The 22,996-nt window shown below is 62.2% G+C and carries 27 protein-coding genes; 16 read left to right on the top strand and 11 right to left on the bottom strand.

What is annotated here, in order from left to right; all coding sequences use genetic code 11:
• Nucleotides 1-169: 169 nt before the first annotated feature.
• Entirely contained in the window at nt 170-1,822 is a 1,653-nt protein-coding gene (locus tag ACFFP0_RS19495; RefSeq protein ID WP_377263864.1) for an acyl-CoA dehydrogenase family protein, read from the top strand.
• Here the strand turns inward: ACFFP0_RS19495 and ACFFP0_RS19490 are convergent.
• A complete protein-coding gene (locus tag ACFFP0_RS19490) occupies nt 1,804-2,739 on the bottom strand; it encodes an AEC family transporter (protein WP_377263863.1) in 936 nt (311 codons plus the stop codon). The genes ACFFP0_RS19495 and ACFFP0_RS19490 overlap by 19 nt on opposite strands.
• A 189-nt stretch (nt 2,740-2,928) precedes the next feature.
• On the opposite strand from ACFFP0_RS19490, the gene ACFFP0_RS32080 reads away from it, so the two are divergent.
• The 3 genes from ACFFP0_RS32080 (at nt 2,929) to ACFFP0_RS19475 (ending at nt 4,196) form a co-directional block, all read left to right on the top strand.
• The gene (locus ACFFP0_RS32080; protein WP_446692714.1) at nt 2,929-3,573 is read left to right on the top strand and encodes a TetR/AcrR family transcriptional regulator; all 645 of its coding nucleotides are present in this window, start codon (nt 2,929-2,931) and stop codon (nt 3,571-3,573) included.
• A 123-nt stretch (nt 3,574-3,696) separates the two neighbouring features.
• On the top strand, nt 3,697-3,867 hold the full coding sequence (locus tag ACFFP0_RS19480) for a hypothetical protein (RefSeq protein WP_377263862.1): 171 nt from the start codon (nt 3,697-3,699) through the stop codon (nt 3,865-3,867).
• On the top strand, nt 3,864-4,196 hold the full coding sequence (locus ACFFP0_RS19475) for a DUF6105 family protein (protein ID WP_377263861.1): 333 nt from the start codon (nt 3,864-3,866) through the stop codon (nt 4,194-4,196). The genes ACFFP0_RS19480 and ACFFP0_RS19475 overlap by 4 nt, the downstream gene beginning before the upstream one ends.
• Here ACFFP0_RS19475 and ruvX read toward each other — a convergent pair.
• Nucleotides 4,133-4,627, bottom strand: a complete 495-nt coding sequence (ruvX, locus tag ACFFP0_RS19470; RefSeq protein ID WP_377263860.1) for a Holliday junction resolvase RuvX — start codon at nt 4,625-4,627, stop codon at nt 4,133-4,135. The two genes, ACFFP0_RS19475 and ruvX, sit on opposite strands and share 64 nt — an antisense overlap.
• Nucleotides 4,628-5,005: 378 nt before the next feature.
• Here ruvX and ACFFP0_RS19465 point away from each other — a divergent pair, with 378 nt between their 5' ends.
• The 5 genes from ACFFP0_RS19465 (at nt 5,006) to ACFFP0_RS19445 (ending at nt 8,447) form a co-directional block, all read left to right on the top strand.
• Complete coding sequence (locus tag ACFFP0_RS19465) at nt 5,006-5,707, top strand: metal-dependent hydrolase (protein WP_377263859.1); 702 nt, start codon at nt 5,006-5,008, stop codon at nt 5,705-5,707.
• A 112-nt stretch (nt 5,708-5,819) separates the two neighbouring features.
• On the top strand, nt 5,820-6,107 hold the full coding sequence (gene gatC, locus ACFFP0_RS19460) for an Asp-tRNA(Asn)/Glu-tRNA(Gln) amidotransferase subunit GatC (protein ID WP_377263858.1): 288 nt from the start codon (nt 5,820-5,822) through the stop codon (nt 6,105-6,107).
• A 59-nt stretch (nt 6,108-6,166) separates the two neighbouring features.
• Nucleotides 6,167-7,648 carry an Asp-tRNA(Asn)/Glu-tRNA(Gln) amidotransferase subunit GatA gene (gatA, locus tag ACFFP0_RS19455; protein WP_377263857.1) on the top strand — a complete coding sequence of 494 codons (1,482 nt, stop codon included), beginning with the start codon at nt 6,167-6,169 and terminating at the stop codon, nt 7,646-7,648.
• Nucleotides 7,639-8,139 (top strand): GNAT family N-acetyltransferase, encoded by a 501-nt coding sequence (locus tag ACFFP0_RS19450; RefSeq protein WP_377263856.1) that lies wholly within the window; start codon nt 7,639-7,641, stop codon nt 8,137-8,139. The genes gatA and ACFFP0_RS19450 overlap by 10 nt, the downstream gene beginning before the upstream one ends.
• Before the next feature lie 59 nt (nt 8,140-8,198).
• Entirely contained in the window at nt 8,199-8,447 is a 249-nt protein-coding gene (locus ACFFP0_RS19445) for a hypothetical protein (RefSeq protein WP_377263885.1), read from the top strand.
• A gap of 9 nt (nt 8,448-8,456) precedes the next feature.
• Here the strand turns inward: ACFFP0_RS19445 and ACFFP0_RS19440 are convergent, their stop codons facing one another.
• The 3 genes from ACFFP0_RS19440 to ACFFP0_RS19430 all read right to left on the bottom strand — a co-directional run bounded on the left by ACFFP0_RS19440 (nt 8,457) and on the right by ACFFP0_RS19430 (nt 9,266).
• Nucleotides 8,457-8,747, bottom strand: a complete 291-nt coding sequence (locus tag ACFFP0_RS19440; RefSeq protein ID WP_377263855.1) for a type II toxin-antitoxin system RelE/ParE family toxin — start codon at nt 8,745-8,747, stop codon at nt 8,457-8,459.
• A complete protein-coding gene (locus ACFFP0_RS19435; RefSeq protein WP_377263854.1) occupies nt 8,737-8,922 on the bottom strand; it encodes a hypothetical protein in 186 nt (61 codons plus the stop codon). The genes ACFFP0_RS19440 and ACFFP0_RS19435 overlap by 11 nt, the downstream gene beginning before the upstream one ends.
• Before the next feature lie 86 nt (nt 8,923-9,008).
• Nucleotides 9,009-9,266 carry a YjhX family toxin gene (locus ACFFP0_RS19430; protein ID WP_377263853.1) on the bottom strand — a complete coding sequence of 86 codons (258 nt, stop codon included), beginning with the start codon at nt 9,264-9,266 and terminating at the stop codon, nt 9,009-9,011.
• Between the two features lie 281 nt (nt 9,267-9,547).
• Between ACFFP0_RS19430 and ACFFP0_RS19425 the strand changes: the two genes are divergently transcribed.
• From ACFFP0_RS19425 to ACFFP0_RS19400, 6 genes are all read left to right on the top strand, one after another.
• Nucleotides 9,548-10,057, top strand: coding sequence for a GNAT family N-acetyltransferase (locus ACFFP0_RS19425; protein WP_377263852.1), 510 nt, complete (start codon nt 9,548-9,550; stop codon nt 10,055-10,057).
• 77 nt (nt 10,058-10,134) lie between these two features.
• On the top strand, nt 10,135-11,637 hold the full coding sequence (gene gatB / locus ACFFP0_RS19420; RefSeq protein WP_377263851.1) for an Asp-tRNA(Asn)/Glu-tRNA(Gln) amidotransferase subunit GatB: 1,503 nt from the start codon (nt 10,135-10,137) through the stop codon (nt 11,635-11,637).
• 62 nt (nt 11,638-11,699) lie between these two features.
• Nucleotides 11,700-12,206 (top strand): GNAT family N-acetyltransferase, encoded by a 507-nt coding sequence (locus ACFFP0_RS19415; RefSeq protein WP_377263850.1) that lies wholly within the window; start codon nt 11,700-11,702, stop codon nt 12,204-12,206.
• Nucleotides 12,207-12,233: 27 nt separating this feature from the next.
• Nucleotides 12,234-12,695 carry a GNAT family N-acetyltransferase gene (locus ACFFP0_RS19410; protein WP_377263849.1) on the top strand — a complete coding sequence of 154 codons (462 nt, stop codon included), beginning with the start codon at nt 12,234-12,236 and terminating at the stop codon, nt 12,693-12,695.
• A gap of 102 nt (nt 12,696-12,797) precedes the next feature.
• Entirely contained in the window at nt 12,798-13,196 is a 399-nt protein-coding gene (locus tag ACFFP0_RS19405) for an NADH:ubiquinone oxidoreductase subunit NDUFA12 (protein ID WP_377263848.1), read from the top strand.
• 76 nt (nt 13,197-13,272) lie between these two features.
• Nucleotides 13,273-13,686 carry a DUF2155 domain-containing protein gene (locus ACFFP0_RS19400; RefSeq protein ID WP_377263847.1) on the top strand — a complete coding sequence of 138 codons (414 nt, stop codon included), beginning with the start codon at nt 13,273-13,275 and terminating at the stop codon, nt 13,684-13,686.
• Between the two features lie 2 nt (nt 13,687-13,688).
• Here the strand turns inward: ACFFP0_RS19400 and aat are convergent, their stop codons facing one another.
• From aat to ACFFP0_RS19370, 6 genes are all read right to left on the bottom strand, one after another.
• Nucleotides 13,689-14,306 carry a leucyl/phenylalanyl-tRNA--protein transferase gene (gene aat, locus ACFFP0_RS19395; protein WP_377263846.1) on the bottom strand — a complete coding sequence of 206 codons (618 nt, stop codon included), beginning with the start codon at nt 14,304-14,306 and terminating at the stop codon, nt 13,689-13,691.
• Between the two features lie 198 nt (nt 14,307-14,504).
• Nucleotides 14,505-15,851 carry an acetyl-CoA carboxylase biotin carboxylase subunit gene (accC, locus tag ACFFP0_RS19390; RefSeq protein WP_377263845.1) on the bottom strand — a complete coding sequence of 449 codons (1,347 nt, stop codon included), beginning with the start codon at nt 15,849-15,851 and terminating at the stop codon, nt 14,505-14,507.
• Nucleotides 15,852-15,855: 4 nt separating this feature from the next.
• Nucleotides 15,856-16,329 (bottom strand): acetyl-CoA carboxylase biotin carboxyl carrier protein, encoded by a 474-nt coding sequence (accB, locus tag ACFFP0_RS19385; protein WP_377263844.1) that lies wholly within the window; start codon nt 16,327-16,329, stop codon nt 15,856-15,858.
• Nucleotides 16,330-16,356: 27 nt separating this feature from the next.
• Nucleotides 16,357-16,794: a type II 3-dehydroquinate dehydratase gene (aroQ, locus tag ACFFP0_RS19380; protein WP_377263843.1), complete on the bottom strand. Its 438-nt coding sequence runs from the start codon at nt 16,792-16,794 to the stop codon at nt 16,357-16,359.
• A gap of 131 nt (nt 16,795-16,925) precedes the next feature.
• Nucleotides 16,926-17,684 (bottom strand): DsbA family protein, encoded by a 759-nt coding sequence (locus ACFFP0_RS19375; RefSeq protein ID WP_377263842.1) that lies wholly within the window; start codon nt 17,682-17,684, stop codon nt 16,926-16,928.
• 299 nt (nt 17,685-17,983) lie between these two features.
• Nucleotides 17,984-20,881, bottom strand: a complete 2,898-nt coding sequence (locus tag ACFFP0_RS19370) for an Rne/Rng family ribonuclease (protein WP_377263841.1) — start codon at nt 20,879-20,881, stop codon at nt 17,984-17,986.
• A 708-nt stretch (nt 20,882-21,589) separates the two neighbouring features.
• Here ACFFP0_RS19370 and ACFFP0_RS19365 point away from each other — a divergent pair.
• On the top strand, nt 21,590-22,756 hold the full coding sequence (locus ACFFP0_RS19365) for an N-acetylmuramoyl-L-alanine amidase (protein ID WP_377263884.1): 1,167 nt from the start codon (nt 21,590-21,592) through the stop codon (nt 22,754-22,756).
• The last annotated feature ends 240 nt before the right edge of the window (nt 22,757-22,996 follow it).

Raw genomic sequence — 22,996 nt, 5'->3', positions numbered from 1 at the left:
AGGTCTGCCGGAGAGACCCGCAAGCGGGCGCGGGCGTTATCTCACTGCTTGTTTTCCCGGCTGTCGCCCATGAAGCCTTTTTGACGCAGGCATGGCCTTTTGTGAAGAACGGTCCGATTCCGGGCCCGCCGCCGTTCCCACGCTCCGTAACTTCCGCTAGAACCGCGTCATGAACCAGATGTCGCGCACCGAAGAAAAATTTGCCGAACTGAACCAGCCCAAGCCCTGGTCCGGCATCAATGCCTACCGTTCAGATCCCCTGGTCGTGGACCTGACCAGCACCCTGCACCGGACGATCCGCGAGGAATACGATCAGCTTGGCCGCTACGTCACGTCGCCGGAGGCGCAGGAACTGGCGCGGATGGCGAACGAGAATCCGCCGAAGCTCAAGACCCACGGGCCGCGCGGCGAGCGGCTGGACGCGGTGGAGTACCATCCGGCCTGGCACGCCCTGATGCGCCGTTCGATGCAGACGGGCCTGCATTCCTCGGTCTGGGAAAGCATACCGGAAGCCAAGAGCCATGAACACAAGGCGCGCGCGACCAGATTCTACCTGACGGCACAGCTCGAATGCGGGCATCTGTGCCCGCTGACCATGACCAGCGCCTCGATCGCCGCGCTGATGGCTTCGCCGCGCGTCCAGAAGGAATGGGCGCCGAAGATCCTGTCGCGCAAGTACGATTCCACGAATCGCCCGGCGCTGCAGAAGACGGCGGTCACGCTCGGCATGGGCATGACCGAAAAGCAGGGCGGCACCGACGTTCGCGCCAACCGGTCGACGGCCGAACGGGTGGGCGAGGGCATCTACCGCCTTTCCGGCCACAAGTGGTTCATGTCGGCGCCGATGAGCGACGGCTTCGTCATGCTGGCGAAGACCAACGAGGGGATAGGCTGCTTCCTCGTGCCGCGGCTTCTGGAGGACGGTTCGGCCAACGGCCTGCAGTTCCAGCGTCTCAAGGACAAGCTCGGCAACCGGTCGAACGCCTCGTCCGAGGTCGAGTTCACCGATGCTTTCGGCTACCTGCTCGGCGATCCCGGCGCCGGCATCCGCACGATCCTCGACATGGTGACGCTGACGCGTCTCGATTGCGCGCTGGCGTCCGCCGGCATCATGCGCGCCGCGCTTGCCGAGGCGGTGCATCACTGCCGCGGCCGCAGCGTCTTCGGCAAGAAGCTGATCGACCAGCCGCTGATGATGCGGGTGCTCGCTGACATGGCGCTCGATGTCGCCGCGGCGACGGCGCTCGGCTTCCGGCTTGCCAATGCTTTCGACCGTGCCGCCGGCAGCCAGACCGACGCCGCCTTCGCGCGCGTCATGACCCCGGTCGTCAAATACTGGAACTGCAAGATCGCGCCTTCGCTGATCTATGAGGCCATGGAATGCCTTGGCGGCAACGGGTATGTCGAAGAGCGGCCGATCGCCCGACATTACCGCGAAGCGCCCGTCAACGCCATCTGGGAAGGTTCCGGCAATGTGATGGCGCTTGACGTGCTGCGTGTGCTGTCGCGGGGCAAGGACCTGTTCGACACGGTGCTTGCGGGCTTCGAACGCGATCTCGGCGCCTCCGGCCGGAAAACGGTGGAAGTGCTGCGCGCCGCCATGGCGCTTTGCGAAAGCGACGAAGGCGCCGCGCGGCTTCTGGTGGAGCAGCTGGCCCTGGCTGCGGGAGCTGCCGAACTGGTGCGGCTCGGCGCGGGCAAGATTGCCGATGCCTTCCTGGAAACGAGGCTCGCGGGCGGCTGGCGCTCGACCTACGGCATGCTCGATACCCGCTTCGACGCGCGTTACATCGTCGACCTGCTTTATCCGGCGGCAAGCTGACCGGCAAACAGCAGCACGGCGGGAATGGTCAGGAAGGAGGCCACGGTCTGGACCGTGGCCGTGGCGGCATAGAGTTCCGCGTCGCCTCCCATCTTCTTGGCCAGGATGTAGCCGTTCATCGCGGTCGGCACCGCGGCGCTCAGGGCGAGCAGCACGAGCGGCTGGCCTTCTATCCCGATGAGAAGGGCGAAACAGACCATCACCAGCGGGAAGATGACCAGTTTGATGGCGACGCCGAGCATCACCATCGGGTGCGGCCTGAGGGCGTCTCTGACTTTCAGTCCCGCGCCGACGGCGATCAGCCCGAGGCTCAGCGAAGCCTGGGAAACGAGCCCCACGGCAACCATCAGCGGCTCGTAGATGGGGATTTCGAGAAGGTTCACCGCGACGCCGAACGCGCTGCTGACGATCAGCGGATTGCTGACGATGCGCAACGCGAACTGCCGGTAGCCGCGATGGGCGCCGGAGAACCACAGCAGGACCGAGATGTTGATGAAGTTCTGCGGGACGATGATCGCCGCCATCACGACTGCGACGACCGTCAGGCCGGTGCTTCCGTAGAGCTTTTCGGCGATCGCCAGCGCGATGAACGAATTCCAGCGCGTGGCCGCCTGGAAAAGCGAGCTGAAGGCAGGCGCCCTGACGCCGATCCGGCGCAGGACCGGCCACAGCAGCAGGACGAAAAGGGACATCAGCAGCACGGCGCCGATCGCCGCCATGCCCGCCACATGCAGGTCTATGCCGGAAAAATCCGCCCGTGCCAGCGTGTGGAAGAGGAGCGCCGGAAAGAGGACATGGTAGCCGCATTGCTCGAGCCCGTTCCAGAACGTCCCGTCGATCAGCGGGCTCCGTCTCAGCGCGACGCCGAGAAGGACGAGCAGGAAGATGGGGAGGATGCTTTCGAAGATGACGAGCATGGGCACGCGCGGCGGAAGGTTGCTTCCTCGTTATTCGGTTGAGATCGATTGTGCAATGCGGGAAATGTTTTCGCGCGCGAACGCTCGTCATAACGCGCGTTATCTTGTGCATGGTCGCGGAGAACCGCTTGCGACGCTTTGATCGGGAGACTATCGCGGATCGGAGGGTTCAACCGGAATGGGCGAAAGATGCTGCAGATACCCGAAGTCACGGCGCAGGAAGGCTCGGCCGCAAGGGTGCGCAACCGCGCCGGCACCGAGCGGGCAATCTTTGTCGCCGCGCGCGATCTTCTTGCCGAGAAGGGCTTCCAGGGGTTCGGCATCAATGCCGTGGCGCGTCGCGCGGGCTGCGACAAGCAGCTGATCTATCGCTATTACGGCGGCCTCGACGGATTGATCGAGGCGATCGGCGCCGATCTCGGCACCTGGGTCAGGGATCGCATTCCCGAAGACACCGGCGGCATGTTTCTGCTGACCTACGGCGACCTGATGGAAAAGCTCTCGATCTATTTCATGGAAGCTCTCCGCGACGATCCGCTCGTCTGCAAGATCGTCGCCTGGGAGGTTTCCCAGGATACGCCGCAGGTCCGGCGTCTCTCCGAGGCCCGCACCAAGGCCCTCGGCAAGTGGCTGGAGAACATGCGCGGTTCGCTCGTCCCGCCGAAGGGCGTCGATGCGGCGACGACCAATGCCGTTCTCTTCGCCGCGATCCAGCATCTGGTGATCTCCGCCGCCGTCAGCGGCCAGTTTGCCGGCGTTGCGTTGCGCACCGAAAAGGACTGGGACAAGGTCGCCGCCACCATCCGCCGCCTTGTCCGCGCGATCTACGGCTGATCTTTTCCACAACCGCGCTCTCCGTATTAACCATGTCTCCCGGTTTCCGTTGCGGGAAATCCGCCGCCGTTTAAATTTGCCGTTAACGTGTTGTTAACCACGAATTGGCCGGGCAGATTTAAAATGGGAACCGCAGTCGGGCATAGGGCATTGCTGGTCGTCATGACGGCGGTCTTCGCCGTCCTGGCGCTCGATATTGCCGTGCCTACCATGGTCCTGAGTGTCATGGCGCTGATGAGATGGCTCCTGTCGCCGGAGATGTATCCGGTGGAGCCGAGGGGAAAAACCGCATGAAGTGGTTCCTGATACTGTGGGCAGGCCCCGTGCTTCTGCTGACGAGCTGGTACGGGCTGTCCTACTACGACATGAGCTTCGGCTTCTTCATGCTGACGCGTCATACGCATGACCTGGTTTTCCAGATCTACGGCAAGATCCTCGGCATACCGCCGGAAACCATCCCGCCGCTGGTCGCCCGGGCGATCGCCTTCGACAGCCTGGTCGTGTTCGCGATCGTCGCCTTCCGCAAGCGCAGGCAGATCGCCGCCTGGTGGCACCGTCGTCAGGCGTCGCGCTCGGGCGCGGCGGCCCTGCCGAGCGATGAAAGCCTGTCCAACGCACCCTGAAGAATGAAGCTTGCCGCGGCGGAATCGATCCGCTCGGCACGCTTCGCCCGCGAGACGTCCATCTCCAGAAGCGCCCGTTCGGCGGCGACCGTCGAGAGCCGCTCGTCCCAGAAGACGAAGGGAAGGGCGGTCTTTTCTCCCATGGAGCGCACGAAGGCGCGCGTCGCCTGGACGCGCGGGCCGGACGAACCGTCCATGTTCATCGGCAGGCCGATGACGAAGGCCGCCACCTTTTCCGCCTTCGCGAACGCGAGCAGCAACTCCGCGTCCTTGGTGAACTTGACGCGCTTGATGACCGGGCGCGGAGAGGCAAAGCGCCGGCCGATATCCGACATGGCGAGCCCGATCGTCTTGGTGCCGAGGTCGATCCCGGCGATCGGCTGCCCCGCTTCAAGATGCGCTGCCAGTTCCTCTATCGTCATCACCGTCATGTGTTTCCTGTTTCCTCGTGCGGAAAATACGGTTTGTCCATCTTCTGTCCCACTTTCATTTCGCACCACAGGGGCTATCGGGTTGGAGCTTGTAAACCGCACCAAGCTTTGAAATCGTCCGGCATCGTGCTATATGTCCAAGTCAGGAGGTGAGACGACTTTCCTTCCGGTAGGAGCCGGGCTTTCGCCCGACTCCCGTTTTCCTGGATGATTATCAGGGTGAACCGCCAAGTCCTGAACCTGATCGTCAGCGTAAGCCGGATTTCAATCGTCTCACCTCCTTTCGTTTGTCAAAGCATTTGCTTCGACGATTTCCTTCTATCAAAATTCTACTTGGTGTCGTTACCGTCATTGCATGGCATTGGAGGATACTTTTCCATGAAGATTACCTGGCTCGCACATTCCGCCTTCCGCATCGAAACCGCCAAGGCCAAGATCCTGATCGACCCGTTCCTCACCGGAAACCCCGCATTCGCGGGGCAGGATGCGAAGGCTGCGGCCGAAGGACTGACCCATATCCTGCTGACCCACGGCCACGGCGACCATGTGGGCGATACGGTGCGGATCGCCAGGGAGACCGGCGCCACCGTCCTCGCCAACTACGACCTCGGCGTCTGGCTGATGAAGAAGGGCGTCGAAAAGCTCGAAATGGGCAATACCGGCGGCACGGTCGATCTCGGCGGCTTCACCGCCACCTTCACCAACGCGCTGCATTCTTCCGCCTCCCTCACCGAAGACGGCGTTTCGCATTGCCTCGGCAATGCCAACGGCCTGATGCTGCATTTCGACGACGAGCCCACCGTCTTCCACATGGGCGACACGGACATCTTCGGCGACATGGCGCTGATCAACGAACTGCACCAGCCGGATATCGGCATCGTGCCGATCGGCGACCGCTTCACCATGGGCGGTGCGGTGGCGGCGCTCGCCTGCCAGCGTTTCTTCGATTTCAAGCACGCCATTCCCTGCCACTACGGCCTGCCGGGCGTCGACCAAACGCCGGAAAAATTCGTCAGGGGCATGGAAGGCTCGCGCACGCGGGTCGAGACGCCGGCTCCGGGCGGCAGCCTCAGCTACTGATCCGCAACCGGTCCTCGATGGCGCGCCGTCATTAAATTGAGGCGCGCTGCCTGTTGCGAAGGGCGGACATGGACATTATAGCGAATGGGAAATTTCCCATCGGAGTTACGCCATGTCCGTCGATCTCGCCACCGTCAAGCGCGTCGCGCGCCTTGCCCGCATTGCGGTCACCGAGGAAGATGCCAATCGCATGGTCGGCGAACTGAACGGCATCCTCGGCTTCGTCGAGCAGCTTTCGGAAGTGGATGTCACGGGCGTCGAGCCGATGACCTCCGTCACGCCGATGGAGATGCGCGAGCGCGCCGACGACGTGACGGATGGCGACAAGGCCGACGATATCGTGGCCAATGCGCCGGTCACGGACCACAATTTCTTCCTGGTGCCGAAGGTCGTCGAGTGAGCGCTTGATTGGAGCGCCGTCCGATCCTTCCCCCGCATTCGAACGTTTTGAAGAAGACCATGACCGAACTCACCAGCCTCACCATTGCCGAAGCCCGCGAGAAGCTGAAGGCCAAGGAATTCACCTCCGTCGAACTGACCGAGGCCTACCTGAAGGCGATCGCTGCCGCCAACCAGGTGTTCAATGCCTATGTGGCCGTGACGCCGGAAATGGCGCTCGACATGGCGAAGGCTTCCGACGCCCGCCGCGCCGCCGGCTCCGTGGGCGCGCTGGAAGGCATTCCGCTCGGCATCAAGGACCTCTTCGCCACCCGCGACGTCCACACCCAGGCCTGCTCGCACATTCTCGACGGTTTCAGGCCGAAATATGAATCGACCGTTTCCCAGAACCTCTGGGATGACGGCGCGGTGATGCTCGGCAAGCTCAACATGGACGAGTTCGCCATGGGCTCCTCCAACGAGACCTCGCATTACGGGGCGGTGATCAACCCGTGGAAAGCGGCGGGCTCCAACCAGCAGCTCGTGCCGGGCGGTTCTTCCGGCGGTTCGGCCGCGGCCGTCGCGGCGCATCTGTGCGCCGGCGCCACCGCCACCGATACCGGCGGCTCGATCCGCCAGCCGGCCGCGTTCACCGGCACCGTCGGCATCAAGCCGACCTATGGCCGCTGCTCGCGCTGGGGCATCGTCGCCTTCGCGTCCTCGCTGGATCAGGCTGGCCCGATCGCCCGCGACGTGCGCGACGCGGCGATCATGCTGAAATCCATGGCGAGCGTCGACAAGAAGGACACGACCTCCGTCGATCTGCCGGTGCCGGATTACGAGGCTTCGCTCGGCCAGTCGGTCAAGGGCATGAAGATCGGCATTCCGAAGGAATACCGCGTCGAAGGCATGCCGGAGGAGATCGAGGCGCTCTGGAGCCAGGGCATCGCCTGGCTGAAGGATGCCGGCGCCGAAATCGTCGACATCACCCTGCCGCACACAAAATACGCGCTGCCGGCCTATTACATCGTGGCCCCTGCGGAAGCGTCGTCGAACCTCGCCCGCTACGACGGCGTGCGCTACGGCCTGCGCGTCGACGGCAAGGACATCGTCGACATGTACGAGAAGACCCGTGCGGCCGGTTTCGGCACCGAGGTCAAGCGCCGCATCATGATCGGCACCTATGTTCTTTCGGCAGGTTATTACGACGCCTATTATCTGCAGGCCCAGAAGGTCCGCACGCTCATCAAGCGCGATTTCGAACAGGTCTTCGACGCCGGCGTCGACGCCATCCTGACGCCCGCCACCCCGTCTTCGGCTTTCGGCGTCGCCGACGAGAACCTCGCTTCCGATCCGGTGGCGATGTATCTGAACGACATCTTCACGGTCACGGTGAACATGGCCGGCCTGCCGGGCATCGCCGTTCCGGCCGGCCTCGATCACAAAGGCCTGCCGCTCGGCCTGCAACTCATCGGCAAGCCCTTCGAGGAGGAAACGCTCTTCCGCACCGCCCATGTGATCGAACAGGCCGCCGGCAGGTTTACGCCGGCCAAATGGTGGTAACGGGTCTTGCGATCCGCAGGATGACGGCCGCCGATCACGAGGCGGTCGGCGCGGTCGGTTTTGCCGCCTGGTCCGCGAGCGATGCATTCGAGGACAGCTATCTCGATCCCGCGGTGATCGCCCGGGTGAAACGCGAGTTTGCGGTCTTTCCGTCCCAGGGCGGTGCCGGGATCTATGTCGCCGAGCTGGATGGGCAGATCGTCGGCTGGGGTGCGCGCGAAAATGCGTCGAATTATGTCTCCGATCTCTGGGTTCACCCCGATCGCCAGGGCCGGGGCATCGGCCGGTCCCTGCTTCTCCACCTCTGCGACCTGATCGAGTCGGAAGGACTGGCAACGGTCCGGCTCGACACCCATGCGAGGAATTCCGGAGCGATCCGTCTCTATGAACGTTGCGGCTTCGTCATCACCTGGCGCGGCCTCGAATATTCCGACAGCATGGGCGTCGACCTCGAAAAGGTGCATCTTGAGAAGGCGCTCAGCCACCCTTAGCCGAGGAGGAAGCGGCCGTGGACAAGTCAGGTCCCGCAAGGATACCGGATATCGGGAAGATGATCGAGGCCTTCGATCGCCTCGCAGCCGTGGATTTCAAGATGGGCGAGGGCTGGGAGGCGGTTCACGACATCTGCCAGGCCCATGAGGGGGAAAAGCCGTTCGACTGGGGCCACGCGCTCTGCCACCGCATCGAGGGCGACGACTGGAACGCCGACTACTGGTATCGCCGCGCCGGCAAAAGCCGCATGGGCACCATCGCCGAGGAATGGTCGGCCATGAAGGGCGAGCTTTCCGGACTGGTTTAAGGCCGGGTTTCACCTATTGTGGGGTGGATAGAGCTTTCGCTGATGAATGATCGTCAGGATATCCAGATCGCTCGGAGATGCTATCCGGTATACGATCGTGTAGGGCAGGCCGGAAATTGCGAACTCACGCGTGTCTTCGACACTGCCCTCTCTCCCGAGGAGTGGAAAATTCTCGAATATTTCGATGACTTGCCTGATACGGGAAAGAACGCGGTCGGCCGCGTTCTGGTCGAATTGCGCGATATGGGTATGAATCTCAAGCAGGTCCGCGATAGCCTGCGGTGTGAAGCTAACGTTCAAACCCGAAGCGCTCCCACACTTTCGCTGCGGGTGTCATGACGGAGCGGTTTTCGGACTGCTTGAGCGCCTTCTTGATTTTTTCTTCCTTCCAGGAATCGTAATTCTGGTCGAGGGCCGCAGTTGCTTGCGGCTCGGTCAGTTCCTTGAAGCTGATTTTATCCTTCAGATCGCTCATCTGCACAACATAACGTGAAAGGCAGCAAAGTCCAATCCTCCGCACCCGAAGGCAAGCCGGCCTCTGGGGGAGGCCGGCTTCCGAAGTCACCGATTGTCCTGCTCGGCTCTCACCAGCACCAATCCCCGCTCGGTGATGCGGTAGGGTTTGCCGCCGGTGGATCTGATCGCCTTCTTCTGCTTGAGCTTGCGGAAGATGACGAGGTCGAGGCCGGAAAACACCCAGCCTTCGCGGGTGAAGAGCTGCAGCTTTTCGATCTTGTGGTTTTCGTCGCGGGTGATCTCGATCCTGCCGCCCTGGGCGAGCAGGTGGAGGATGCGCTGTTCGGCGCGGGAAATATCCATTGTCCTGATGTCCGGAGAAGTGCTCGCAAGGGAGCACACAAAAACGTTGCCGGCGCTTCGGAAGCGTCGGGGTTCTCGTTTTTGCCTGGGCCGGTGCGCCTGACGGGCGGCCGGCCCCTTACCGGGTCTCTCTTGAGGAGAACATCAAAACTCCATCTGTGTGGAAATGGCAGCTAGGCATGTTTTCCCCAGCCGTCAAGTGCCGCGGCGCGATCGGCGACACGTTGTGCTGGTAAAAGTCCGGACAGAGTGATCTACTGGGCGCTGCAACAGGGGAAGACATGGTCGCTATTCGCAATGGGCGTGAAGACGAGGTGGATATCCTCGCGGAGATCGGTTTCCGCGCGTGGGAAAAGGCCATGGTCACGATCGGCGAGATGACCGACATGCGCCTGAGCGCGCGGGCCGCCTTCCAGAATTTCACGCGTTCGTCCTGGCTCACCATCACCGTCATCGAGCAGGGCGGCGCAGTCGCCGGCTGGGCCGCACGCGAGAACCTCGATGAACTGATCAGCGATTTCTGGATCGACCCGGCCTTCCAGGGCCATGGGCTAGGCAAGGCCCTGCTGGAGGAAGTCGAGGGCGAGATCATCCATCAGGGCTTCGAGGTCGCCCGCGTCGAGACCCATGCCCGGAATACGGAGGCCGTCGGCTTCTTCGAAAAGCACGGCTACTCGATAAACTGGCTGTCGGTCGCCTATTCCCCCAAGATCGATCGCGACGTGCAGTCGGTGGGGCTCTCCAAACGGCTGGTCGCCGAAGAGCCGGAGACCTACGGGCCGAGCTTCTGAACCCCTTTGAGCTTGCGCCGCACCGCCATTTGCTCTACCTGCAGAACACGCAATCGAGACCATTTCACGAGCACAAGATGACCATTGTCGACGTCCGCACGCCCGATCCGAAACGCTTGATTCCCGGCGCCACAGGCGACTGGGAAGTGATCATCGGCATGGAGGTGCACGCCCAGGTTCTCTCCAATTCCAAGCTCTTTTCCGGCGCCTCGACGGAATTCGGCAGGCCGGCGAACTCGAATGTCTCGCTCGTCGATGCCGCCATGCCGGGCATGCTGCCGGTCATCAACGAGGAATGCGTCAAGCAGGCGGTCCGCACCGGCCTTGGGCTGAAGGCGCAGATCAACAAGCGCTCGGTCTTCGACCGCAAGAACTATTTCTATCCGGACCTGCCACAGGGCTACCAGATATCCCAGTACAAGGACCCGATCGTGGGTGAGGGCCAGATCGTGATCTCGCTCGGCCCGGATCGTCAGGGCCAGTTCGAGGACATCGAGATCGGCATCGAGCGCCTGCACCTGGAACAGGATGCCGGCAAGTCGATGCACGACCAGCATCCGACCATGTCCTATGTCGACCTGAACCGCTCCGGCGTGGCGCTGATGGAGATCGTCTCCAAGCCCGACATGCGCTCCTCCGACGAGGCCAAGGCCTATATGACCAAGCTGCGCTCCATCGTGCGCTATCTCGGCACCTGCGACGGCAACATGGACGAAGGTTCGATGCGCGCCGACGTCAACGTATCGGTGCGCCGTCCGGGCGAGCCCTTCGGCACGCGCTGCGAGATCAAGAACGTCAACTCCATCCGCTTCATCGGCCAGGCGATCGAATTCGAGGCGCGCCGCCAGATCGGCATCCTGGAAGACGGCGGCACGATCGACCAGGAAACCCGCCTCTTCGATCCGGGCAAGGGCGAGACACGTTCGATGCGCTCCAAGGAGGATGCGCACGACTATCGTTATTTCCCCGATCCGGACCTGCTGCCGCTCGAATTCGACGATGCTTTCATCGAGGAGTTGCGGGGCAACCTGACGGAGCTGCCGGACGACAAGAAGGCGCGTTTCGTGCGCGAGCTCGGCCTGTCGGTTTACGACGCTTCGGTGCTCGTTTCCGAAAAGGCGATCGCCGATTATTTCGAGGCGGTTGCCGAGGGGCGCGACGGCAAGACGGCAGCCAACTGGGTCATCAACGACTTGCTGGGCGCCTTGAACAGAACTGGCAAGGATATTGAAGAGACTCCGGTTTCTCCGGCCCAGCTTGGCAGCATCATCGACTTGATCAAGGCCGAGACCATCTCCGGCAAGATCGCCAAGGACCTCTTTGAAATCGTGCTCAACGAAGGTGGCGACCCGGCCGGGATCGTCGAAGCCCGCGGCATGAAGCAGGTGACCGATACCGGCGCGATCGAAAAGGCGGTCGACGAGATCATCGCCGCCAATCCAGACCAGGTCGCCAAGGTCAAGGCGAAGCCGACGCTTGCCGGCTGGTTCGTCGGCCAGGTCATGAAAGCGACCGGAGGCAAGGCCAATCCGCAGGCGGTCCAGGCGCTCGTCAAGGCGAAGCTGGAGATCGAGGAGTAGAAATCGGTATCGGCCGAAACGTGTAGGCGGTTTCGGATAGCCGATGCCGCAAGAAAGCAGCCATGGTCTATTTTGTCAGAACGGCCAGCGAACGTGATGCCGATCAGGTCCGGGCCCTGCTGGTGGAGACCTTTCACGCCACCTACGACCCGTTCTATGGCGCTCTGCAGGTGCAGCGGATGGTTGACGGCTGGAATTCGACCGCGGCGATCCGCTCGCGCATTCTGAAAAGGGGCGGTGAATTCCTGGTGGCCGACAATGGCCGGGAACTGGGCGGTATCGGCTACGCCGCCATGTACCCGAAGATGGCGAAGACCGCCATGCTGCATCAGCTCTATGTCAAGCCCGCCTGCCAGGGTGAAGGGGTTGGCCGCGATATCTTCGCGGAGCTGGAGACCTGTTTTCCGGAAGCCGAGATCATGCGGGTGGAGGTGGCGTTACAGAACCTCCGCGCGCTTTCCTTCTATGAAAGACTTGGTTTTTCCGAGGTCGACCGGATGGAGGAGTGGGGTGCGCCCAATTCCGGCCTGCCGGCAATCATCATGGAGAAGAGGTTGCTGCCGCATTGACGGTGGCCTCACGAAGAGGGGTTTCGCATGGCTGACATCACGATCCGCAGGGCAAGGGAAACGGATCTTGCCGAATTGATCGCCCTTTTGGCTGCGGACGACATCGGAGGCCATGGTGATACGACGGACGCATCGGCTTTCGAGGATTATCTCCGCGCCTTCCACGTTATCGATACCTCTCAGAACGGGCAGCTTTTCGTGGCGGAACATGCCGGCGAGGTGGTTGGTACGTTCCAGGTCCTTTTCAACCGCGCGCTGACGGGCAGGGGAGCGCTGTCGATGATCATCGAGGCCGTCCAGACGCGCAGCGACATGCGCGGCAGGGGAATCGGCGCCGAAATGATCGGATATGCGATCGAGGAGGCCAAACGTCGCGATTGCCGCATGGTCCAGCTCACCTCCAGCATGACCCGCGCGGATGCGCATCGCTTCTATGAGAGGCTGGGTTTCGCAAGAAGCCACTTCGGCTTCAAGATGAAGCTCAAATGACGTGTGCGACAACGGGAATCACTGGACACGGGCGGCGTCAAGCGGCATAAGCGGGGCAGCACATTTCCGTGCCCTCCTGTTTGCCAAGCCGACGGAAAACTCATGAAAAACCTCCTGCTGCAGATTTTCACCTGGTGGAACGGACAGACGATCGGTACCTGGTTCTTCACGCGGCGGCACGGCAAGAAGGTGGGCGAGGACGAATTCGGCAATGTCTATTACGAAGGTCCGATGACCTCCTGGGGCAAGCCGAAGCGCTGGGTGATCTACAAGGGTTACGCCGAAGCTTCCGCGATTCCGCCGGGCTGGCATGGCTGGATGCACTACCGCACGGACGTTCCGCCGTCGAAGGAAGACTACAAGCCGCGCGAGTGGCAGAAGCAGCACAAGCAGAACCTGACGGGCACGCCTCTGGCCTATCATCCCAAGGGTTCCCTTGCCGCCACCGGCGAACGCGCCCGTGTCACCGGCGATTACGACGCCTGGACCCCCGGCAACTGACACCTGTTTTGGCCATAATCGACCTCTAGTCGTCGGCACGGTATTTGTTGTCGAGACGGGACGTATAATGACACGAATGAAGCTTTCTCTCCGCAAACTGGTTGTCGGCGTCGTGGCGGCAGTTTCCGTACTTGCGGGAGAGGGCGCGCGTGCGGCGAGGATTTCCAATCCCGTTGCCGTTTTCGCCGGTATCGACAAGATCACCGGCCGCATCACCACGTTCGACGTCTATCTCGACGAGACGGTGCAATATGGTGCGCTGCAGGTGACGCCGAAGGTCTGCTACTCCCGCGACGAGACCGAAGCCCAGAAGGTGGATGCCTTCGTCGAGGTGGACGAGATTACCCTCGACCGCAAGATACGCCGCATCTTCAGCGGCTGGATGTTCGCCGATAGCCCCGGTCTCAATGCGGTGGAGCATCCGATCTATGACGTCTGGCTGACGGGCTGCAAGGACAAGTCCGACATTCCGCCGCCGAAGACGAACTGACCTCAGAATACCCTGTTCGGCAGGTCGACCGCAGCCCTCAGCAGCTTGAGATAGTCGTCCTTGGGGATGTCGATCGCTCCGAACGTCTTCAGGTGTTCGGTGGTGAATTGTGTGTCGAGGAGGGTGAACCCATTGGCTCTCAGCCTTTCCACGAGATGGACAAGGCAGATTTTCGAGGCGTCGGTGCGCCTGGAAAACATGCTCTCGCCGAAAAAGGCCCCGCCGAGGGATACGCCGTAGAGCCCGCCGATCAGTTGATCGCCTTCCCAGGCTTCGACGCTGTGTGCGTGGCCCATATGGTGCAATTCCGTATAGAGCCTGCGGATCGTCGCGTTGATCCAGGTGCTCGGCCGGTCCGCCGCAGGCTCGGCGCAGAACGCGATCACCTGCTGGAAAGCCGTGTCGAACCTGATGTCGAAAGGTTTCCTGCGGATGGTTTTCGCGAGGCTTTTCGAGACGTGGACGCCGTCAAGCGGCAGGATGCCGCGCATTTCGGGTTCGACCCAGAAAATCTCCGGATCGTCGGCGGATTCCGCCATCGGAAAGAGGCCGATGGAATAGGCGCGCAACAGGATGTCCGGAGTGATTGACGGATAATATCTGCCGCGCCGCCCTGCCATTCAGGCCCTTCATTTCCAGCAAAAGTGGTTGCCAAATTTGCGTTCGAAAATGCGAACGGGCAATAGTAGACCATCTGTTCTTCCATGAAAACAGATGGCCTCGGAGATGCTGCCCCGAAATGCAAATATGTTTCGGGGCAACGACATGCGAAAGCGTGGAAGCCAGGGCGCGCCGCCGGATTTTTGCGCCGGCGCGCGTCAGTGCGTCGGTTCACCGGCCAGGTAGTGTTCCAGCCAATGGATATCGTAGTCGCCGTTGGCGATGTCCGGGTTCGAAACCAGGTCCTGGAAGAGCGGCAACGTGGTTTTGATGCCATCCACGACGAATTCGTCCAGCACGCGGCGGAGCCGCATCATGCATTCGACGCGGGTGCGGCCATGCACGATCAGCTTGCCGATCAGGCTGTCGTAATAGGGCGGGATGCGATAGCCCGCATAGGCGCCGGAATCGACGCGCACGCCAAGGCCGCCAGGCGCATGGAAATGCGTGATCGTGCCGGGTGAGGGGACGAAGGTGCGCGGGTCCTCGGCGTTGATGCGGCACTCGATGGCGTGGCCGTGGAACGTGATGTCCTCCTGCTTCACCGACAGGCCGCCCCCCGAGGCGACGCGGATCTGCTCGTGCACGAGGTCGATGCCGGTGATCGCTTCGGTGACCGGATGCTCCACCTGCAGACGGGTGTTCATCTCGATGAAATAGAATTCGCCGTTCTCGTAGAGGAACTCGATCGTGCCGGCGCCGCGATATTTCAGCTTCTTCATCGCGTCGGCGCAGATCTGGCCGATCTTCATGCGCTGTTCCACGTTGAGGGCGGGGGAGTTCGCTTCTTCCCAGACCTTCTGGTGACGGCGCTGCAGCGAGCAGTCGCGCTCGCCGAGGTGGACGGCATTGCCTTCGCCATCGCCAACCACCTGGATTTCGATATGCCGCGGCTTCCCGAGGTATTTTTCCATGTAGACGGCCGGGTTGCCGAAGGCGGCTGCGGCCTCCGAACGGGCCGTATTGAGGGCTTCCTCAAGATCGGCCTCGGTCTTGGCGACCTTCATGCCGCGCCCGCCGCCGCCGGCGGTTGCCTTGATGAGGACGGGAAAGCCAATCTGCCTGGCGTTCTCCAGCGCATTCTCGGGCTTCACCTCGCCGTCGGAACCGGGAACCACGGGAATGCCGAGTTCCATCGCCGTTTGCTTGGCGGTGATCTTGTCGCCCATGAGCCGGATGTGTTCGGCGGTCGGCCCGATGAAGGTGATGCCATGCGCCTCGAGAATTTCGGCGAATTTGGCGTTCTCCGACAGGAAGCCGTAGCCGGGATGGACCGCGTCGGCGCCGGTGATCTCGCAGGCCGCGACGATCTGGTGGATGTTCAGATAGCTCTCGCGCGATGGCGGCGGACCGATGCAGACGCTTTCGTCGGCAAGCCGCACATGCATGGCGTCCGCATCCGCGGTGGAATGGACGGCGACCGTCGCTATTCCGAGCTCCTTGCAGGCGCGCAGCACGCGAAGTGCGATTTCACCGCGATTGGCTATGAGGATCTTGGAAATCATGGGCTTACTCGATGACGACGAGCGGCTGGCCATATTCGACGGGCTGTGCGTCGTTGACCAGGATGTCCGTGACCTTGCCGGACCGCGGCGCCGGAATCTGGTTCATCGTCTTCATGGCCTCGATGATGAGGATCGTCTGGCCTTCCTTCACGGTCGCCCCGACTTCGACGAACGGCCGGGAGCCGGGCGCCGGTGCAAGATAGACGGTGCCGACCATCGGGGCCGTGACGGCGTTCTTGTTGTCCTGGGCTGCGACGGGGGCGGCAATCGGTGCTGCGGCCACGGCCTGAACGGGCGCTGCGGCGGCGAAGGGAGCTGCTGCGATCGGCGCCTGGATATATTGCGTCGCACCGGCCCGCGACACGCGGATGCGCAGGTCGTCCTGCTCCACTTCGATCTCGGTGAGGTCGGTATCGTTGAGGATGTTCGCGAGGTCGCGGATCAGTCCCTTGTCGATCCCGTTCTTCTTCTCAGACATGGCAAATCCTGTTGTTCTGTTATCTCGTCAGGCGGTAATGGATTTCAAGGCGTGCAGCGCGAGGATGTAGCTCGCGGTGCCAAAACCGCAGATCACGCCCTTTACCGCCGGTGCGATCATCGAATGGTGGCGGAATTCCTCCCGCGCATGGACATTCGAGATGTGAAGTTCGATCACCGGCACCGAAATCGCCTTGATCGCGTCATGCAATGCGATCGAGGTATGGGTATAGGCGCCGGCATTGATGGCGACGCCGGCGGCCTTTTCGCCGGCTTCGTGAATCCAGTCGATCAGTACGCCTTCATGATTGCTCTGGCGGAAATCGACATCGAAGCCCAGCTCCCTGCCGGCCGCCACGCATTCGTTTTCGACGTCCTTCAGCGTATTGCCGCCGTAGATGCCCGGTTCGCGCTTTCCCAGCATGTTGAGGTTGGGGCCGTTGAGGACGAAGACCGTCTTTGTCATCACTGATCTATTGTTCCATCCAGAAATTCAGCGGCCACCTATAGACCGCCGAGACGGCAAGGGAAAGCCCCCGGCTTGCCGAAAGCCGGTGAGTCCACTGGAACAGACCATGCGGGAGCCGGGATTGTGCGTCAGCAGGTCGCCTTGCCGCAGGAGCGCACATTGGCGACTTTTTCCTCGATCGCATCAAGACCGACGGCGCCGAAGACGGCCTCGTCGCCGACGACATAGGTGGGCGTGCCAGTGATGCCGATGCTGTTGGCGAGCTGATAGGCCTGGCGCACCAGATCATCGTTGGGTTTGTCGGCCATGGATTTGCGGATCGCCGCCGCATCCAGCCCGAGCGACGTCGCGACGGCGACTGCCGTTTCCTCGGAGGCATGCTCGCCGCTGAGAAGGGTACGGTGGAATTCGGCATATTTCTGCGGCGCGAGCAGGCGGACGGCATTGGCGACGCGATGCGCGGCGATGGAATCCGGCCCGAGGATCGGGAATTCCTTCAGGATGAAGCGGATGTTCTTGTCCTTGGCGAGGATGTCGTCCATGTCGGAAAGCGCCCGCTTGCAGTACCCGCAATTGTAGTCGAAGAACTCGACGACGGTGACATCGCCCTTGGGGTTGCCGAGCGTGATGTCGGTCGGAGAGGAGAAGATCTCCTTCTTGTTCTGGGCGATTGCCTTGGTGGACTGTTCCACCCGCTGTGTCTGCTGCTTCGTCTGCAGCGCGTCCTGCACCTCAAGCAGGATTTCCGGATTCTGGAGAAGGTATTCACGGATGAATTCGCCCATCTCCTTCTTCTGCCGGTCGTCCAGTGCAAGAGCCGGTGCGGCGGCTGAAAATGCCAGGGCCAGCATCGAACCGGCGGCAAGCGTCTTGAACAGGCGGGTCATTCTTGTCCTCATCGAATCGGGGTGCGCGAATCCCGCGCACCATCATGTCGGTTTGCGCCGAAAGTAAGCCAGTCGGACTTTCCAAGGAACCGGAAAATCGTCGTGGGGACGCTTCCCGCGCTTCACAACTGCGTATGGGCGCCCGGTTCCGGATGAAACGGAATCTGATTTCAACCGTTTGGCGGGTTTTCCGGAATCGGTTTGAGAGGTCCTTGAATCGATTTCTGATGTTTGGAGAGGGGCGGAAATGAAAACGGCCGCGTTCAACGCGGCCGTTTTGTCTCAATGCAAGCAGTGTCTCAGAAGAAGCCGCGACGCTGCCACCAGCCGGCCTTCTTCGGCTTGCCCGGATCGCCATCGGCTGCGGGAGCCGGTTCGGAGCTCTTCACGACCGCCTCGCTGGACGAGGAGATGTTCGATGCCCGGTTGGCACGGACCGGCTTCGCCTCGTCGTCCTGTTCGGCTTCCGGCGCGAGAGGTTCCTCGGCCGCGACTTGCGCAACGGCTTCGGGCTCGGCTTCCGGGGTGGCCTCGACCTGTTCTGCGACGGCTTCCACGGGCGCCGGCGCTTCTTCCGCAGGCGGAGCCTCCACGACGGCCGCGGCCTTGCCACGACGGGAGCGGCGCGGTTTCGGAACCGTCTCGCTTGCCGGCGCTTCTTCCGGTGCGGGGGAGGCCGGTTCGGTTTCGGCAGCAGCCTCCGCGGAAGCTTCCACCGTTGCTACGGCCTCATCGTTCTTCTCCTCGTCCGGAGCGTCGGCATCTTCTGCTTCATCACCTTCGTCCGCGGCGTTCAGCTCATGGCCTTCCTCGCCATTGCGGTTGCGGCGGCCGCCACGCTTGCCGCGACGGCGGCGCTTGCGGCGGGTGCTTTCCTCGTCCTCGGAGGCGGCACCCTCGGCGGCTTCGGAAATATCCTCTTCGCTCTCGTCGCCTTCGTCCTCGTCGTCGGCGACAATGCTCTCGCCACCGGCCTGAACCGCCTGGGCCTCGCCACGGTCACCGTTGCGGTTGCGCCGCCGACGACGGCGCTTGCGCTTGCGGCCGTTCTGGTCGTCGCCTTGCTGCGCGCGCTCGGCATTGGCCGCCGGTTGTGCGGCGACGGTCTCCTCGTCCTCTTCCTCGTCCGGCTCGATGACGTAGTCGTCCTCCTCCTCGACGGGAATGGCGGCGAACTGCATCAGGCTTTCGATCTTGACTGGATTTTCAACCGGCTCGCCGCGATCGATCGCGAAGTGGCTGGAGCCGATGCCGACATCCGATTCGATGAAGATCGAGACGCCGAAGCGGTTCTCGTAATCGACGATGCTGGAGCGCTTGTGGTTGAGCAGATAGAGCGCGATTTCCGGCGTGGTCCGCACGTTGATGTCATGCGTGGTGTTCTTGAGCAGGTATTCCTCGACGCCGCGCAGCACATGGAGCGCGACCGACGACTGCGAGCGCACATGGCCGGTGCCGCCGCAATGGGTGCAAATCTGCGTCGTGGATTCGAGAACCGAAGCGCGGATGCGCTGGCGCGACATTTCGAGCAGGCCGAAATGCGAGATGCGGCCGACCTGGATGCGGGCTCGGTCGTTCTTCAGGCAATCCTTCAGCTTCTTCTCGACGGCGCGGTTGTTGCGCTTTTCTTCCATGTCGATGAAGTCGATGACGATCAGGCCGGCAAGGTCGCGCAGGCGAAGCTGGCGGGCGACTTCTTCCGCCGCTTCCAGGTTGGTCTGGAGCGCGGTTTCCTCGATCGAATGCTCGCGGGTCGAACGGCCGGAGTTGACGTCGATGGCGACCAGCGCTTCCGTCTGGTTCATGATCAGGTAGCCGCCGGACTTCAGCGTCACCTGCGGCTGCAGCATGCGGTCGAGCTGCGCCTCGATGCCGGAACGGGCGAAGATCGGATGCAGGTCGCGATAGGGCTGGACCACCTTGGCATGGCTCGGCATCAGCATCTTCATGAAGTCTTTCGCTTCACGATAGCCTTCTTCACCCGACACGATGATCTCGGAAATGTCCTTGTTGTAGAGGTCGCGGATCGAGCGCTTGATCAGCGAGCCTTCTTCGTAGACCAGGCACGGCGCGGTCGAATTCAACGTCAGCGTGCGGACGTTTTCCCACAGGCGCATCAGGTATTCGAAATCGCGCTTGACTTCGACGCGGGTGCGGTTGGCGCCGGCCGTGCGCAGGATGACGCCCATGCCCTGCGGCACGTCGAGCTCGCGGGCGATTTCCTTCAGCCGCTTGCGGTCCTGCGGGTTGGTGATCTTGCGCGAAATGCCGCCGCCGCGCGCGGTATTCGGCATCAGCACGGAATAGCGGCCGGCAAGCGAGAGATAGGTGGTCAGCGCCGCGCCCTTGTTGCCGCGCTCTTCCTTGGCGACCTGGACGAGCAGGATCTGGCGGCGCTTGATGACTTCCTGGATGCGGTACTGCTTGCGCGGCTTGCGCACGACGCGATCCGGCACCTCTTCCATGGCGTCTTCGGCGCCGACCGATTCGATCACTTCCTTTTCGTGGCCGTCGTCATCGTCATCGTCGTCGTCGTCGCGGCGATGACGGGCGTCGACATCTTCCGAAATCGAATCGGTGTCGACCATTGCGGCCATTTCACCGGGCGTCGAGCCCTCGTCGTTGTTCTCAGGAGCGCTTTCGTTCCCGTAAGCAGCGGCCTCAGCGGCGGGAGCCTCCTCGGCGGCGGCTTCGACCGCCTTCTTGCGGGAGCGCGTACGCTTCGGCTTGGCCTTGGGCTTCTCGGCCTCCTCGCCGGAGACTGCCTCTGCGGGGGCCGTTTCCGCAACGGCTTCCGCGGGCTGCTCGATTTCGGCAGGCTCGGCGGCGGCGATGCCGATATCCGGCTGCTCCTCGTTGGCGAGGTCGACCACCGGATCGGCGGCATCTGCCTCGGCGATCTTGCGCTGATCCTCGGCTTCCTGCTGCATCAGGGCCTGACGGTCGGCCAGCGGAATCTGGTAATAGTCGGGATGGATTTCGGCGAAAGCCAGGAAGCCGTGGCGGTTTCCGCCGTAGTCCACAAAGGCGGCCTGCAGCGAGGGTTCGACCCTCGTCACCTTCGCCAGATAGATATTGCCGCGTATCTGCTTCTTATGCTGCGATTCGAAATCGAATTCTTCGATCCGGTTGCCGCGAACGACGACTACGCGCGTCTCCTCTTCGTGAGACGCATCGATAAGCATTTTGTCTGCCATTGAAATTCTGCTCCTCGGCGCAGCCGGGGACGTGCAGAAAGGCCTGCCACGAGGACAGGCCCGTCATGCGGTGCGGTCTTTGCGCCGGATAAAGGTGCTCTCGTCGGGCACGGGTGTGACGGCAACCGGATAGATGACGGGGCATCGTGCTCCCTCAGTCTTTCCAGGTTCTGAAAATTGTGCCGCGACATCAAGGACCAAACGAGAATGACGATACTATAGGCCTTCAGAGGCCCGATGAATGTGCTCCGAACGAGCGGTGGGTGGCATGCCACCCGGGATTTTTCCGGCCACCGCCGGATGGATCGAGTATCAGGAAAAAGTGTAGCGACGGCGGATGACTGTCGGTCCTTGGCGCCGGGTCCTCGTTGCGGCTGGCAGCCTATCGGCAGACTATCCCGTCAACACTTCAACCTTCATGTGCGTTGTATGGTTTATCTGTCACAATAGCAAGGGAAAAGCCGGGTTCGCCATATTCTGGATGGAATTAGGTCCCTTATGAAGGGCAGGGAACGGGTGGTTGATTCGCATCTTTCGACGTGCAAATGCCTTTCAAAGCGGGCAGTCCGGTGCGGATTTCCAAGGGGCGACGGATTTTTGAATGCGAGTTTCGGTTTGAGGGCGGGTGTGAAGGCAAACGCGGCGGATGCCTGCGGCTCGACTGCGGGGAGCGGTTCGGTGCGAATCGCCCTCGGGTTGCTGTTGCTGATGGGTTTGGTCACGGTCCTTCCGTTCACGCTGGCATATGCGGCGGCGAACCGGCCGCTTCTTGCCTTCAGCGCGCGGGTTGCAGGTGACGATGCGCGCACCCGCATCGTCATCGATTTCGAAAAGAAGCCGGATTTTTCGGTTCATTACGTCACGGCGCCCGAGCGGGTGATCGTCGACCTGCCTGCGACCGCCTTCGGCTTTCCGGCCGAGGATCTCGCCGCCCGCGGTCTCTTCAAGGATATCCGTTACGGCACGATGGACGAACAGAGCGCCCGCATCGTGCTCACCGCCAAGAAGCCGGTGAAGCTGGTGCTTGCCGAAACGCAGCCGAACGACAACGGCAGTTTCAGGCTGGTGCTCGACGCCGAAATGACGTCGAAGGATACGTTTGCCAATCTGGTCAGGACGCAGAGCTGGGACATGCCGGCCCCGCCGTCGCCGGAACCGCTGGCGCTGACCGAGCAGGACAATGTCTTCACCGTGGCGGTCGATGCCGGGCATGGGGGGATCGATGCCGGCGCGACCGGCGCTGCGACGAAGACGCCGGAAAAGACCATCACGCTTGCTTTCGCCAGGGCGCTTGCCGAGCGGCTTGGCAAGATCGACGGCGTCAAGACCGTCCTCACGCGCGACAACGATACTTTCTTGTCGCTCTCCGAGCGGGTGACGCTCGCGCGTCAGGGGCATGCGGATCTCTTTATATCCCTGCATGCCGATACGCTGGCGCAGAAGGATATCCGCGGCGCAACCGTCTATACCCTGTCCGACAAGGCCTCCGACCGGATGGCGGAGAACCTTGCCGCGCGTGAAAACCTTTCAGACGAGCTTGCCGGCTACAGCATCCAGAGCGGTCCGCCGGAAGTGGCCGATATCCTCCTCGATCTTACCCGGCGTGAAACGCAGGCCTTTTCGACGGCGCTTGCCGCCAATGTCGTCGAATCCTTCGAAGGCCAGGTCGGCCTCATCAACAATCCTCATCGTTATGCCGGTTTCCAGGTATTGCGCGCGCCCGATATCCCCTCCGTGCTGCTGGAACTCGGGTTCCTTTCCAACCCGGAGGACGAGAAGCTGCTGCTGGACGAGGCCTGGCGTCAGAAGGTGATCGATCGCCTCGGCGATGCGGTCGGGCGTTATCGCGAGCGCGCGCTTGCGAACGGAGGCTGAGCCCGGCCCGTGTCGTGGCGGCCCCGCCACAAGCCGATGGAGAATGTCCGGCGGCAGTTCTTCCGGGACGGAAAACGGGTGCCCGGGCCCTATTTTACTCACATTCGGGCGGTTACACCGGGGGTGTCGAGATGCATTGGATGACGGACGATTGATCCGCTTCCGCCTTGCGCTCATGCAATCGCCGTGCAAAACGCCTCAATTCATGCGATGGTGTATTTCATGCGCCGAATGAAAGCC

It is taken from the genome of Neorhizobium puerariae (assembly GCF_042429745.1).
Lineage (GTDB): Bacteria > Pseudomonadota > Alphaproteobacteria > Rhizobiales > Rhizobiaceae > Neorhizobium > Neorhizobium puerariae.
This window is presented reverse-complemented; position numbering and strand designations above follow the sequence as displayed.